General features: G+C 42.0%; 20 protein-coding genes and 4 tRNA genes. 13 read left to right on the forward strand and 11 right to left on the reverse strand.

Going from position 1 to position 12,953, the window contains the following annotated elements:
* Positions 1-28 precede the first annotated feature (28 nt).
* The 8 genes from A3G19_RS01550 (at position 29) to A3G19_RS01585 (ending at position 5,971) form a co-directional block, all read left to right on the forward strand.
* Entirely contained in the window at positions 29-580 is a 552-nt protein-coding gene (locus A3G19_RS01550) for an OmpA family protein (protein WP_015654085.1), read from the forward strand.
* The gene (locus A3G19_RS01555; RefSeq protein ID WP_015654084.1) at positions 581-1,462 is read left to right on the forward strand and encodes a tetratricopeptide repeat protein; all 882 of its coding nucleotides are present in this window, start codon (positions 581-583) and stop codon (positions 1,460-1,462) included.
* A gap of 84 nt (positions 1,463-1,546) precedes the next feature.
* Positions 1,547-2,068, forward strand: a complete 522-nt coding sequence (locus A3G19_RS01560) for a peptidylprolyl isomerase (RefSeq protein ID WP_015654083.1) — start codon at positions 1,547-1,549, stop codon at positions 2,066-2,068.
* A complete protein-coding gene (locus A3G19_RS01565; RefSeq protein ID WP_291750861.1) occupies positions 2,016-2,825 on the forward strand; it encodes a helix-turn-helix domain-containing protein in 810 nt (269 codons plus the stop codon). Before A3G19_RS01560 ends, A3G19_RS01565 begins: the two co-directional genes overlap by 53 nt.
* On the forward strand, positions 2,825-3,760 hold the full coding sequence (fabD, locus tag A3G19_RS01570) for an ACP S-malonyltransferase (RefSeq protein ID WP_015654081.1): 936 nt from the start codon (positions 2,825-2,827) through the stop codon (positions 3,758-3,760). Before A3G19_RS01565 ends, fabD begins: the two co-directional genes overlap by 1 nt.
* The gene (locus A3G19_RS01575; RefSeq protein WP_015654080.1) at positions 3,757-4,515 is read left to right on the forward strand and encodes a nitrilase-related carbon-nitrogen hydrolase; all 759 of its coding nucleotides are present in this window, start codon (positions 3,757-3,759) and stop codon (positions 4,513-4,515) included. Before fabD ends, A3G19_RS01575 begins: the two co-directional genes overlap by 4 nt.
* Before the next feature lie 15 nt (positions 4,516-4,530).
* Complete coding sequence (locus A3G19_RS01580; RefSeq protein WP_015654079.1) at positions 4,531-5,223, forward strand: 5'-methylthioadenosine/adenosylhomocysteine nucleosidase; 693 nt, start codon at positions 4,531-4,533, stop codon at positions 5,221-5,223.
* 16 nt (positions 5,224-5,239) lie between these two features.
* Entirely contained in the window at positions 5,240-5,971 is a 732-nt protein-coding gene (locus A3G19_RS01585; protein ID WP_015654078.1) for an ATP-binding protein, read from the forward strand.
* Here the strand turns inward: A3G19_RS01585 and A3G19_RS01590 are convergent.
* Together A3G19_RS01590 and A3G19_RS01595 are read right to left on the reverse strand one after the other, a co-directional pair.
* Positions 5,952-6,908 (reverse strand): A/G-specific adenine glycosylase, encoded by a 957-nt coding sequence (locus A3G19_RS01590; protein ID WP_015654077.1) that lies wholly within the window; start codon positions 6,906-6,908, stop codon positions 5,952-5,954. The genes A3G19_RS01585 and A3G19_RS01590 overlap by 20 nt on opposite strands.
* A 7-nt stretch (positions 6,909-6,915) precedes the next feature.
* Positions 6,916-7,083, reverse strand: coding sequence for a hypothetical protein (locus A3G19_RS01595; protein WP_291750860.1), 168 nt, complete (start codon positions 7,081-7,083; stop codon positions 6,916-6,918).
* Between the two features lie 51 nt (positions 7,084-7,134).
* On the opposite strand from A3G19_RS01595, the gene A3G19_RS01600 reads away from it, so the two are divergent.
* The 3 genes from A3G19_RS01600 (at position 7,135) to A3G19_RS01610 (ending at position 8,370) form a co-directional block, all read left to right on the forward strand.
* The gene (locus A3G19_RS01600) at positions 7,135-7,710 is read left to right on the forward strand and encodes a YigZ family protein (RefSeq protein WP_015654076.1); all 576 of its coding nucleotides are present in this window, start codon (positions 7,135-7,137) and stop codon (positions 7,708-7,710) included.
* A 64-nt stretch (positions 7,711-7,774) separates the two neighbouring features.
* Positions 7,775-8,002 (forward strand): type II toxin-antitoxin system Phd/YefM family antitoxin, encoded by a 228-nt coding sequence (locus A3G19_RS01605; protein WP_015654075.1) that lies wholly within the window; start codon positions 7,775-7,777, stop codon positions 8,000-8,002.
* A complete protein-coding gene (locus A3G19_RS01610) occupies positions 7,984-8,370 on the forward strand; it encodes a PIN domain-containing protein (protein ID WP_015654074.1) in 387 nt (128 codons plus the stop codon). Before A3G19_RS01605 ends, A3G19_RS01610 begins: the two co-directional genes overlap by 19 nt.
* Here A3G19_RS01610 and A3G19_RS01615 read toward each other — a convergent pair.
* The 3 genes from A3G19_RS01615 to A3G19_RS01625 are packed head-to-tail and all read right to left on the reverse strand — an operon-like array spanning position 8,367 to position 10,638.
* Positions 8,367-9,116, reverse strand: a complete 750-nt coding sequence (locus A3G19_RS01615; RefSeq protein ID WP_015654073.1) for a hypothetical protein — start codon at positions 9,114-9,116, stop codon at positions 8,367-8,369. The genes A3G19_RS01610 and A3G19_RS01615 overlap by 4 nt on opposite strands.
* A gap of 2 nt (positions 9,117-9,118) precedes the next feature.
* A complete protein-coding gene (locus A3G19_RS01620; protein WP_015654072.1) occupies positions 9,119-10,084 on the reverse strand; it encodes a DUF3137 domain-containing protein in 966 nt (321 codons plus the stop codon).
* On the reverse strand, positions 10,081-10,638 hold the full coding sequence (locus A3G19_RS01625; protein WP_015654071.1) for a LemA family protein: 558 nt from the start codon (positions 10,636-10,638) through the stop codon (positions 10,081-10,083). The genes A3G19_RS01620 and A3G19_RS01625 overlap by 4 nt, the downstream gene beginning before the upstream one ends.
* A 109-nt stretch (positions 10,639-10,747) precedes the next feature.
* Between A3G19_RS01625 and A3G19_RS01630 the strand changes: the two genes are divergently transcribed.
* Together A3G19_RS01630 and A3G19_RS01635 are read left to right on the forward strand one after the other, a co-directional pair.
* On the forward strand, positions 10,748-11,182 hold the full coding sequence (locus tag A3G19_RS01630) for a glycine zipper 2TM domain-containing protein (protein WP_015654070.1): 435 nt from the start codon (positions 10,748-10,750) through the stop codon (positions 11,180-11,182).
* Positions 11,183-11,196: 14 nt separating this feature from the next.
* Positions 11,197-11,559, forward strand: coding sequence for a hypothetical protein (locus A3G19_RS01635; RefSeq protein ID WP_015654069.1), 363 nt, complete (start codon positions 11,197-11,199; stop codon positions 11,557-11,559).
* On the opposite strand, the gene A3G19_RS01640 is transcribed toward A3G19_RS01635, so the two are convergent.
* From A3G19_RS01640 to A3G19_RS01665, 6 genes are all read right to left on the reverse strand, one after another.
* Positions 11,556-12,140: a DUF2238 domain-containing protein gene (locus A3G19_RS01640; protein WP_015654068.1), complete on the reverse strand. Its 585-nt coding sequence runs from the start codon at positions 12,138-12,140 to the stop codon at positions 11,556-11,558. The two genes, A3G19_RS01635 and A3G19_RS01640, sit on opposite strands and share 4 nt — an antisense overlap.
* A 58-nt stretch (positions 12,141-12,198) precedes the next feature.
* Positions 12,199-12,275: transfer RNA gene (locus tag A3G19_RS01645), tRNA-Asp, on the reverse strand.
* Between the two features lie 14 nt (positions 12,276-12,289).
* Positions 12,290-12,365: transfer RNA gene (locus A3G19_RS01650), tRNA-Val, on the reverse strand.
* Between the two features lie 37 nt (positions 12,366-12,402).
* Positions 12,403-12,478: transfer RNA gene (locus tag A3G19_RS01655), tRNA-Glu, on the reverse strand.
* A 13-nt stretch (positions 12,479-12,491) separates the two neighbouring features.
* Positions 12,492-12,567: transfer RNA gene (locus A3G19_RS01660), tRNA-Lys, on the reverse strand.
* Positions 12,568-12,648: 81 nt separating this feature from the next.
* The coding region (locus A3G19_RS01665; protein ID WP_294870251.1) for a CinA family protein at positions 12,649-12,953 on the reverse strand (305 nt) is incomplete at its 5' end.

Consider the following 12,953-nt stretch of genomic DNA (forward strand, 5'->3'; position numbering starts at 1 on the left):
CTTTATCAACAATCATGAGGTGACGACAATGATGAAAAACATAGCTTTTTTAAGCGCAACAGTAGCGATGCTCGTTTTGAGCGGATGTAGTACAAAAGAGCCTGCAATTGATGCAACAGCATCTACTGCCGGAAGTTCAGTAGGAACAGGTGTAAATCCTAATGCTACGACATCAACCGATTCCAATGCTGTAATCGCTCCGATTACGAATGCAAATGCGAATGATACAGCAGCGGCAAACGGTACCAATGGCTCAGATGCTCAATTGGTGAGTATTTTGTTTGATTACGATAAATTTGATATTCGTGAAGACATGCAAGCAGCAATGACGAAAAACACCTTGTTGGTTAAAGAAAAAACGATTAAACTCGAAGGTAATTGTGACGAATTCGGTAGTGATGAGTACAATTTTGCCCTTGGTCTTAAGCGTGCAAATGCGGTTAAAACAGCTTTGGTAAACAGTGGCGCAAATGCAGATTCTATCAGCATGGTCAGTTTTGGCGAAAGCAATCCCGTTTGTTTGGAAAAAACACAAGAGTGCTGGGCTAAAAATCGTCGTGTAGACTTTAAACTTCCATAAATGCGTTCGTTAGTAACTTTCTCCTTTTTATTCTCTATTCTTGCCTCAGCCTCGGAGCCTTCGGTCTTCGGTGCGGGTGATCTGAATTCCCCCAATCCTTACGGTCTTACCCATGAAGAAAAGCTGATTCTTGAAAATAAAAAAGAGCTCCAGACGGTTATTCAAAAAAATAATGCCCAAAGTGCCAAAGTTGAGAGTGTGACTGAACGTTTAGACGGTATGCAAGGGATTATCGAGGGGCTTGCTCAGAGATCGAATGAACAAGCGTTAATGCTTCAAAAGATCCAAGAGAAAGCAACCGCAGAGAGCAATAACAGTGTGAGTATGGAAGATCTCGGCAAACAAATTTCCGCCAATACGGAAAATATTGCCCAGTTCAAAACCCTTCTCGAAGAACTCTCTTTACTCGTGGATGGAATCAACAGCAATTACGTAACAAAAGATCAGTTCGCCGCGTTGATTAAACAGCTCAAAGTCAGTGTTCCTAGCAGTGAGAAATCTGCAACTCCGGCAAAAATGGATAATAGTGCGATTGAGAAAGAGGCGAATAAACTTTTTTCTCAAAGAAAATACAGTGAAGCACAAATCTATTTTGAACAGATGGTTCAAAAAAAGCACAAGTCAGCCGAAGCGTTGTTTATGATCGGTGAGACACATTTTGAGCGTAAAAACTACAAAGAAGCGGTAGCTACTTATAAAGAGTCTGCTTCTCGTAACGAAAAAGCAGGATATATGCCTACCCTTTTGCTCCACTCTGGTTTATCGATGGAAAAAATAGGGGATAGCACAACCGCAAAAGCATTTTATCAGGCGACTATCTCTAAATATAGCGGCAGCGGAGCAGCAAAAGAAGCACAAGAGCAATTATCTAAGTTGAAATAAGCAGAGACGTTCTAAGTGAGCGTTTTCAGCATCACCATAGGTAAATGTGCTAAAATCGCATCATCTAAAGTTAAGGCACTACAAATGGCAATCGAAAACAATCAAATCGTATCGATCGAATACGAAGTACGTGATGGCGGAAACGTCGTAGACAGCAATGTTGGCGGGCATCCGTTGACGTTTATGTTCGGAAAAGGACAAATCATTCCTGGTCTTGAAGCAGGGATTGCTAATATGAACATGGGTGATAAAGGTGATGTTCTTGTAAAAGCTGCTGATGCATATGGCGATTACAATGAAGAGGCACAACAAGAACTTCCACGTGAACAATTTGCAGGGATCGATTTGAATGTCGGTATGACATTGTACGGTCAAGGTGAAGATGGCGGAACCGTTCAAGTTATGGTTAAAGAGATCAAGGATGATATTGTAATCATCGATTTTAATCACCCGCTTGCAGGGAAAGATTTGGTATTTACGGTAACCATCAGCAGTGTTCGTGATGCATCGGCTGAAGAAGCGATGAGCGGAATTCCTGCTGAGAACAAAGTGGATGAGAGCGGATGTTGTGGAAGCGGCGGTAATCACGGCTGTGGATGTCACTAATTTTTTAACCGCTTCAAGCGCTTCTATCGAAGCGTTTAAAACCGCTAATTTACTCAAAGGTTTAGGGGTAAATGCTATTATTTTAGGAGAGCGCGGAACGGGTAAACTTACCCTAGCGCGCTATATCCTTCCTCATGCGCCCATCATTGATGCCAGTCATTTTGATGAACTTCTGGATGCGATTGAATCTCATAGTGATGTTATTATTCATCGTCTTGATAATGTTGCAAATCTCAAACGTCTTATTGAAACCATCCAAAAAACACGTACCCGTGTAATTGCTACCGGCGGTGGACGTTATTCCCAAGATCAGCTGGATGAGATTTTTACCATTCGCCTTGCATTACCCCCTTTAAGTGAACGTAATGAAGATGTCACGGTATTGATTGATGCTTTTGTTAAAGAGGCGAGAGATACTCTCGGAAAATCTGAGCCATTTGATCTTGAAGGCTTTGTCCCGGATCTAAGCGAAAATGCCATATCGCTGCGACGTCAGGTCTATCTGCATTATCTGTTTGACAGTATCAATGAGAATGATTTGATGGAAATTATGGAACATTATTTAGAAGTAAAGCTCGGAAGCAACAATGATTATCGAGCTTTTTTGCATCTGTATGAAGTTCCGCTTATCCGTGCAGGTATCAAGCGGTTTAAATCTCAGTTGCAATTAGCTGAGCGGCTTGGACTGAACCGTAATACATTACGGAAAAAAATTGCAGATCATGCAGAGTATAATTTAGAAACCAAGGAGCATTAATGTCCAAAAAAATCGCGATGATTTTCCCGGGTCAGGGATCCCAAACTATTGGTATGGGTAAATCATTTTATGAAAATTCTCCATTAGCGCGTGAGATGTTTGAAAAAGCGGGTGAGCGTATCGGTGTTGATTTTACCCAACTTTTGTTTGAAACAAATGAACAGCTTGATAAAACCGAGTATACACAACCTGCGATTTTATTGATTTCAATGATTGCGTATAAACTCTTTCAAGAGACTCATCCAACAACGGCAGTGATGTTTTTGGGTCACTCTTTGGGTGAATTCAGTGCTCTATGCGCATCGGGCGCAATTGATTATGTTGATGCGGTAGAATTAGTACACAAGCGCGGGAAACTTATGAGCCAAGCGTGCGAGAGTATCAATGCGGGAATGATGGCGATTTTAGGTTTGGATGATGCGGTTGTTGAAGAACTTTGTATCAAGGCCGAGAGTGAAGGCAAACGAGTTTGGCCGGCTAACTATAACCAAGCGGGTCAGCTCGTCGTAGCGGGAATCAAAGAAGATCTTCAAGCGATGGAGAGTGTATTCAAAGAAGCGGGAGCGAAGAGAGCATTGCTTTTGAATATGTCAATCGCTAGCCATTGTCCACTTCTTGAGTCTGCGATGGACCCGCTAGGCGAAGCGATGGAAGCGATGGTTAATGATTCTTTTAGTGCTCCGATCGTCTCAAATGCTTCGATGGAGCGTTATGCAACCAAAGAAGATGCAATAAAATGGCTCAAAGTTCAGTTGATTCAGCCGGTTAAATACAAACAATCGATTGAAGCTATCAGTGGTGAAATTGAGATGATGATTGAATTTGGAAACGGTGCAGTTCTCAAAGGGCTGAATAAGCGTAATGCTCCTGATGTTGAGACCGTGGGGATTTCGGATATGGAATCACTTGCAAAGGTATGTGAAGCCCTCTCATGAAGCTAGCATTGATTCAATCTTCACCAAAACTCAATCGTTCCAACCTCAGTGATGTTTTAGGGCTGATTGAAGCGAATTCAGATGCGGATGTTGTCATTTTCCCTGAACTCTCTCTCAGCGGGTATCTGCTGCAGGATAAGCTTTATGAAGATGCATGGAAGATTGAAGAGTTATCCACTCTCGCAGAGGCCAGTATTGCGTGTGATATTGCGATCGGTGCCGCATTGTGGGATGAGGGAAAAGTGTATAACAGTGCCTTGTACTTTTCACAAGGAAAATTAGTCCACATCCATCACAAAAATCACCTTCCGACGTACGGAATGTTTGAAGAGGGGCGTTATTTCATTGCCGGTGATACGATAGAACCGTTTGAAACTCCATACGGAAATGCTATCATGGTTATTTGCGAGGATTTATGGCGTGCAGAGACGATAACTGCGATTGCGGCAAGTGATGCTGAAATAGTTTACGTCCTTTCTGCTTCGCCTGCACGGGGGTTTGAAGAAAATGCGTTGGTGATTGAATCCCAATGGGATGCTCTTTTAAAGGCTACGGCATTGCTAAGCCATAACTATGTTGTTTTTGTCAACCGTGTAGGATTTGAAGATGGTCTTGGATTTTGGGGTGGTAGCCGGGTGATTACCCCAATGGGACTATGTGAGCATGTATTGGAGAGGTTTGAAACTCAAAGTGTAGTGGTTGAACTGAACCATTCCCTTCAAAAACTGGGACGTTACCTGTCTCGTAATTCATAAAAAAGTAGGTATAGGATGCAAATAGCCATTATGGGCGCAATGCGTGAAGAGATCGATCCGATTTTAGCTGCACTCGGTGATTACACGAGCGAAGAACATGCCGGAAATATATTTTACCGTGCACAGTACGCAGGGCATGATCTTGTCATTGCCTATTCAAAAATCGGGAAAGTCTTTTCGGCGATTACCGCTTCGGTAATGCTGGAGCGTTACGGTTGCAAAGCACTTCTATTTAGCGGTGTCGCCGGTGGCATATCTAAAGATTTGAAAATCGGCGATTTGATTATGGCGAGCCAATTGTGCCAACATGATGTCGACATCACCGCATTCGGTCATCCTGATGGATTTATCCCCGAGAGTTCGGTAATGATTGAATCGGATGCTGATCTACGCTCTTTGGCATCAGAGATTGCGATTGATATGGGTGTTGATTTGTATGAGGGGATTATTGCGACGGGAGATCAGTTTGTTGCATCGCCAGAGCGTAAAGCATGGATTGAAAAAACCTTTAATGCCGATGCCTTAGAGATGGAAGGGGCAAGTGTCGCTTGTGTCTGTCATAACTTTGGAGTTCCGTTTTTTGTTCTTCGTTCTATCAGTGACAGTGCTGATGGGGATGCCGGTGTTGATTTCGATACCTTTTTGCAAAGTTCGGCACAGGTGAGTGCCAAATTCATTTTAGAGATGGTAAAACGCATTGGCGATTAAATTAAGTAAAAAGATAATGCGCCAAATCGGGCGTACAAATGGTGAATTCGGTCTTATCGAAGAGGGTGATAAAATTCTGGTTGCTCTTAGCGGCGGTAAAGATTCCCTTACGATGGTACATGCGATGCGCGAACAGCAACGTCGTGCCCCATTTAAATTTGAGATACTGGCCGTGACAGTGACGTATGGGATGGGGGAAGATCTCTCTGCCCTAATCGCACATTGTGCCGAGCATGGGATTCCTCATGAAATTCATGAGACCAATACGTATGAGATCGCGGGTGAGAAAATTCGCCAGAACTCTTCGTTTTGCAGTTTCTTTTCACGTATGCGCAGAGGTGCATTGTACAGTGCGGCAGAGAAATTCGGATGCAATAAAGTAGCCCTTGGCCATCATCTCGATGATAGTGCAGAGAGCTTTTTTATGAATCTAATTTACAACGGTCAGATGAGAGCGCTTGCTCCCAAATACAAAGCAGGCAACGGGCTAATCGTTATCCGTCCTCTGATACAGCTGCGTGAACGTCAGCTTGCTGCCTGTGCATTGGAAAATGAGATGCCGACCATCGGTGATGAAGCATGTCCAGCCATGCGGTTTGATGTCAAAATGCCTCATGCCAGAGCAAGTATGAAAAAAATGCTCTTTGAGATGGAAGAGAAATATCCTGATCTATTTGTTTCGATCAACTCCGCATTCGGTCATATCAGCGATGAAACTTTTTTTGATCCTAAGCGTTTTGCTTTATAAATTCAAGCACTTTATGATCGGCTCGGCTGAGTGATAGCTGTGCGATCTCTCTAAGATCGAACCATTCAAGCCCTTCTTCATTCATATCCTCAAAACTTAGATAAACGTCCGCTTCGAGGGTAAAATGGCTGTAGCTTTGGGTGATATGTCCTAAATGTTTAAATGGTGTACGAAGCGGCTTTTCAGACTCATAAAATCCCCATAAACCGTGTAAAAATCGCTCCGTACGTTGTGTTAGTGCGTATAACTCTTCTTTTTTATTGACAATGATATTGCGGAATCGGATCGGTTTGATCGTTTTTATTTTTGGTTCGGGATAGGAGAGGGGATCGAACTTTCCTTGGCATGTTTGTTCAAATGGACAGAGATCGCAGAGCGGCTTTTTCGGCAAACAAAGTGATGAACCGAGATCCATCATCGCCTGATTGTATTCAAAGGGATGAAGAGGATCAAAAAGGGTGTAAGCATATTCCCAGAGCTTTTTTTCATGGCGTTCGCAAAGAGCGAAATAGCGGTGCAGTATCCTCTTTACGTTGGCATCGAGGATAGGTAACGCTTCATCAAAAGCAAAGGCGGCAATAGCGTGGGCAGTGGATCGCCCTATACCGCTAAGCTGCATTAAATCGTGAGCATTAGTCGGGAGTGTACCGTTGCACGTCCTAGCGGCATTATGGAGGTTTTTAGCCCTAGTATAATATCCAAGTCCCTCCCACATTTTTAGAACATCATCCAGCTCGGAATCTGCTACATTTTGCAATGTCGGGAACCTTTGTAAAAACGGGAAATAAAACCGCTCTAACACCGTTTTGACCTGCGTTTGCTGAAGCATGATTTCACTGAGGTAGATGTGATAGGGATTATCCGTGGTTCGCCATGGGAGATCATGACGGCCATTGATTTTATACCATGCTAGAAGCAATTGTTGCGGGGTAGACATTTAGAACTTATCCAAGGGTAGGGGGATTAAAATACCAAAAGGCTCCGAGTGCTATGATGCCAAAAATTGCAATTTTAAAAACCCATTTCATTAGTTTGAGATAGACTAAAAAGAGGATAATACCGACTAGACCCATTGAACCTAATCCGTATCCGCTCATCAAAAAATCGATCATTTGAACTCCAAAAGTAAATGTGCCATTATAGCAAATGGTATAATCGCATGTATGAAAACTGTAGAGAAACTATTTAGTGATTCGATTGAGATAAAAGGATCGAAATTTATCGCTCATTTAATACCAAATACGATGTTTGATGAGCAAATGGCACGGTTACGCGCCGAACATCCTAAAGCGGTTCATTGGGTGAGCGCATCTCGTAGTCTTAATGAATTTGATCAGATTATTGAATCATCCAGTGATGACGGCGAGCCTAAAGGGACATCGGGTAAACCGACATTAGCGGTTTTACAAGGGCATGAACTGATTAATGCTGCGATTATCACCGTCCGCTATTTCGGTGGAACTAAACTGGGACCCGGAGGGTTGGTACGAGCTTATGCCGATGCCGCAAATGCCGTCTATGCCCAAGCACAACTACACACGTATGAAAAACTTGTTGATCAGAGTTTTACGTGTGAGTATTCAAGTGTTTCGATCGTTGAATATGAGATAACTCAAAAAGGTATTCGTTGCGTTAGTAAAATATTTGGAGAAAAAGGGGCTGAGTTTAGTGTCGAAGCAACAGCAGAGAAACTGGAACAGTTCTATACGGCAGTAGGGCGTACGATTCAAAAACTCTAATAACGTACGATGTAATAATAAAACGTACGTTTATGATATAATACTTTTATTCAGGAGGTAAATCATGACCATTACACCCTCAAAATTGAGAGAAAATCTCTATAATATACTTGATTCTGTGATTGAAACCAAAGAACCGTTGGAAGTGAAACGAAACGGGCAAATTTTAATGATTGTTCCAGAACATAAAAAAAGCCGGCTTAAGGCGATTCAACCTAAAAAAATTACTTCATGCAGTGACGATGAACTCATGAATACGTCTTGGGAGGGTGAATGGAAACCCTTTATTTAGACACCCATATCGTCGTATGGCTTCGGCAGAAAGAGTTGGAGAAATTTTCAAAAAGAGCATTGGATGCGATAGAAAATGCTCATACATTATTGATCTCTCCGATGGTGATGATGGAGCTGAAATATTTGCAGGAGATCGGTCGCCTCACCGATACCCCGTATAATATTCTCGGTGATCTAAATGCAATGATCGATTTACGGGTCGATGAGGTGGAAATGTTTGACGTTATCAAAAAGAGTCTCTCATTGGAATGGACACGTGACCCGTTTGATCGTATTATCGTTGCAAATGCAATGGCACGAGATTATCCACTGCTTACGAAAGATGAGAAGATTTTGACCCATTTTGAGGGGGCATTTTTCGACTAATCTAATGGTTTGTTATGCTTTCTATTATATGCTTCCCACATCTTGGCTACATTAGCATCGATTTCTTCTTTATGTAAATCGATATGTTTGTTTTTCAAAATTAATATAAAACCTGTTAAAGTAAAAAGTAAAAATCCGATTGCCGTAATAATATTATCTTCATGAAAAGGGTCACTTATTTTGCTTTTCAATGATTCTTTAATGACTTTCACTTGAATATCATAGGGATAGGTTTTATGCTGTAAAACGATTTGAACAGCTTTATCTCTCACATAAGAGTTGGGGCTATTTGTAGGCAATAAATCATTATAGAACCATATTTTCCCAATTTGTCCGTTTAATTCTCGATATGCGATGTCATCATTTCCACATGGTATCGCATTGTATTTTAGCCATTTTTCTTTAGCACCATAGCATTCAAGAGCTTTCACAGAACCGTTATTTTGATAAACTACAATTAAAGATCCGGTATCCATAGGTGTCCTACCTGAAGCAATATATTGTATTTTTCCTTCTACAACATTATTTTGATTGAAAGATATTGGTGGGTATCGGATTGTAAAGTAACGTATAGGAAATAATATAAACCATCCAAGTGCAAAACCGGCGAAGACCCCTAACACTATGATTTTTTTTGGAGGTGTCGGTACTGCAAAAGTAGTTGGGAGAATTTTTACAAGCCCTAAAATCATGATTATGGCAAGAAGGTGAATACAAACAATGAAGATATAGACTTCGGTGCTCATTTTTACTCTTTACTCCACAACTTTTCATTGAGTTTTAATTCTTTTACCAATCCAATCGTATTTTGAAGTGTGTTAACGTATTCCATCGCCTGTTTATAATCGAGCAACGAGGTAAAAACCGCTGGTTCAAACAGATCTTTTTCTGTGCCGATTCCGACATGGATATGATTATGGACAAAAGAGACAAACAGCGGATGTGAAACACGACGTTGAAAATCCAAGAGCCGTTTCATCATCGAGTGGGTGAGGATATAACGGGCTTCGATGGGATCACTTCCATACACAACAAAATGTTTCTCAAATTCAGGATCATCCATACGGATAAGATCATTACGGGAAAAATTGATTGATTGAAGCCATCCTCCGATAAGGGAACCGAAACTTTTTTCAGCTTGGTCGGGGAGGATAATCGTTTTAGCTTTGAAGTGTTTGTTGAATTCGGCAACGAGAAAGAGCCCCCGGAAGAGGGTGTGCCATTGGGTACGCCCTTTGGAATCTCGAGTTTGGTATTCGGCATGGACATCGGAAAATTCAAGCGGTACTCCGTCAATCGAGCCTTTGACGTAATCGTTTCCGCTGTAACGGTCTATGGAGTGTTGGAACAGATCACTCCGTTCAAACAGGTGTCGGGAAATCATAAAACCGGGATTGTAGAGGAGATGCGGATCGATGGCATGGATTAGGGGGGTGATGATGCGAGTTTTAAAGTCTTGGGCATATCCCGATGTCATAGCACGGTAGGTGATCGATGCAAGTATGATAAAACCAAAGACGACGGCTATCGAGAGAGGATGCAAAAGACCGAAACTTTTCCCCATCCACAAAGCAACGACGGCAAAAGCGACGATTCCCATTCCTCCATACCATTTGAGCTGAGATATGATCCGTTTTCGGGTCTCTTCAAGCTCATTAGTAGAGGGGTATAGCTCTTTGTAATAAAAATCGGTCAGTTCCGAAACGGATTTCATCGATTAAAAAGGGCATTAACATCAACATTTTGTCGCTCAGTAACGGTGATTTCAAATACCGCTCGTCGTTGTAGATTCATCCATCCTGCCACAATATTGGTTGGGAACATTTCGATAGCATTATTGAGATCGGTGACCGCTTGGTTATAAGCACGTCGTGCAGCGGAGATCTGCTCTTCGATTTCATTGAGTGAGCGTTGCAAGTGCATGACGTTTTCGTTGGCTTTGAGATCGGGATAGGCTTCCATCGCGATATTGATCGCGCCGAGGGCAGAGGTGAGTTTGGCATCGAGAGCAATTTTTTGATCATCACTGATTCCCGGCTTCATCGCCTGTGCACGGTATTCGGTCACTTTTTCCAACGTCCCTTTTTCATGTTCCATATATTGTGAAACCGATGCAACGAGATTCGGGATGAGGTCGAACCGTTTTTTGAGTACCGCATCGACTCCGGCGAAAATGTTTTCAACCTGATTTTTTTTACCGATGAGAGAGTTGTACATCAAAATAGCGATAAGGGCTACGACGCCCAGAATAATGAGAAATATTTGCATACGCTACCTACCTTTTGTGGTGTTTAGATTAGATGATAACATAATTGAGGTATTGAATACAAATGCCTTATTTATAAAAGAGTGATACAATTGGAAAAAAGGGGATAGTATGAAAACGTTAGCAGCAGTAGCATTTACGAGCATGATTATTTTAGGCGGTTGTGCACAATCAGGTGTTGCAGAAGTTGATGCGGATGCGTCAAAATATATGTTGTCATCACAATCGGGTGTCATAACGGATGTCAAACCAGTAGTTGTGAAAGATTCCGGTGGCGGTGGAGCCATAGGAGGTATTAGCGGAGCGGTGATCGGTTCTACCATGGGAGGTGGAAGAGGTTCTGTTTTAACAATGTTAGCGGGTGGATTGGTCGGTTTATATGCCGGAAATGAAATCGGAAAATCGAATGCACAGGAACTATCGGTCACTTTGGATGATAAACAAGAGGTTATTGTGATCTCAAAAGGGACGGAATTCGGAGTTGGTCAACGGGTAAAAATTATTAAGCGAAACGGCCAAATTTATAATGTAGAGTTGGCAAAATAAAGTCGGGGGATTTGATGAAGAAATGGGTCGTAATTGCATTATTGGCTTCACTTTCACTGGTTGAAGCAGAAGCGTCTGTGGATATGACGAATCAGCAAAGACAAGATCTTTTTCAAAAACATAAAGCACTTGAAGAGAAAAGTCATCAAGAACGGATCAAAATTTTGCAAGAGGCGGATGAATGTGTGAAACATGCAGCGACACCTCAATCGTATAAAGAATGTGAACGCCGTGAACAAGCGGCCAGACTTGAATTTAAAAAACATCATCATCCGCAAAAAGAGGCTTTAAGACACGAAAGAGAGATGATCAAAGAGAAATCAATGCATCAGATAAAAAATCAGCAATATCCACGAGGTACGATTGAGACTCATTAGTGTTTTGGGATAATTTTGCGGTAATAAATGGCTGCTGAAATCAAAACCCCAAGATATCCGCATGCCATATCTTTTTGTGCATCCCATTCATCTCCTTGTATACCTAAAAAAGCTGTTCCAAGATCAGCATGAGTCATTTGTGTAGCGATCCATTCTATCACTTCATAGAAACCGGATGCAGCGATCAGAAAAACAAGAGTAAAAGTAAACGTATTTTTAACCGATTTTTCGAATGAGAAAAACAGTTCTAAGAAGGGTAAAAAGAGTAAGAACCCGAATAAAAAGTGGATTACACGGTCGTAATGATTTCGTTCAAATCCGAAAAATTCAGTAAATGGGGTAAAAAAAGGCATTTCACTGTAGGTATAGTGTGCACCTATTCCATGCAAAACAAAAAAGATAAAGAGCATCCAAACACTTGGCTCAGAAAAACCAAACCGCTTCTCACACCAAAGAATAATCGGCAGAGCAATAAATACCAAAAGATTTTCCAACAGCCAATCATCACGATACCATGGATCAATAGCTAAAATTAGCCATACAGCAATGTAAAGGGTAAAAAGTGCAGATTTGAGTTTCATGCAAATATAATAACATAGATAAAGGATATTGTGATGGTAAATAAAAGAAGAGTAAATATGGCGCAGCGGACGGGACTCGAACCCGCGACCCCCTGCGTGACAGGCAGGTATTCTAACCAACTGAACTACCGCTGCAGCGCCAAAAAAAATGGTGGGAATTACAGGACTCGAACCTGTGACATCTACCTTGTAAGGGTAGCGCTCTACCAACTGAGCTAAACTCCCAAGAGTTTAAAAAATAAATCGAAACAACTCGAACAAGTGGCGACCCCTAAAGGATTTGAACCTCTGTTCCTACCATGAAGTGATAGTGTCCTTGGCCACTAGACGAAAGGGTCACTGAACCGCACATGGTGTCTCGTGATGGATTCGAACCATCGGCCCCCTCATTAAAAGTGAGATGCTCTACCGGCTGAGCTAACGAGACCTCTTCAATCATCAAAACTGGACGATTGTGAGGGCGAAATTATAGGGGAAAGATGTCGTTTTGTCAAGGCGAAAGAATGATTTAGGCAAAAAATAATTCTTTGTCTATATTCAGGAGCATTTTTACCGCCATAAGAACACTTTGCTCTTGGATGTAGTTACGATCTCCCTCGAAATGAAATCGTTCCGTATGAACCGATGTTTTAGACCTTGCGCTGATATAAACGGTTCCGACCGGCTTGGTATCGCTCCCTCCGGTAGGCCCTGCGACACCGCTGATGGCCAAGGAATAATCGGCAAAACTAACATTCATCGCCCCCTCTGACATCTCTACAACCACTTCGGCACTTACCGCACCATGATGTTCAAGCGCATAATCATCAACTG

This window comes from Sulfuricurvum sp. RIFCSPLOWO2_12_FULL_43_24 (assembly GCF_001829605.1).
Lineage (GTDB): Bacteria > Campylobacterota > Campylobacteria > Campylobacterales > Sulfurimonadaceae > Sulfuricurvum.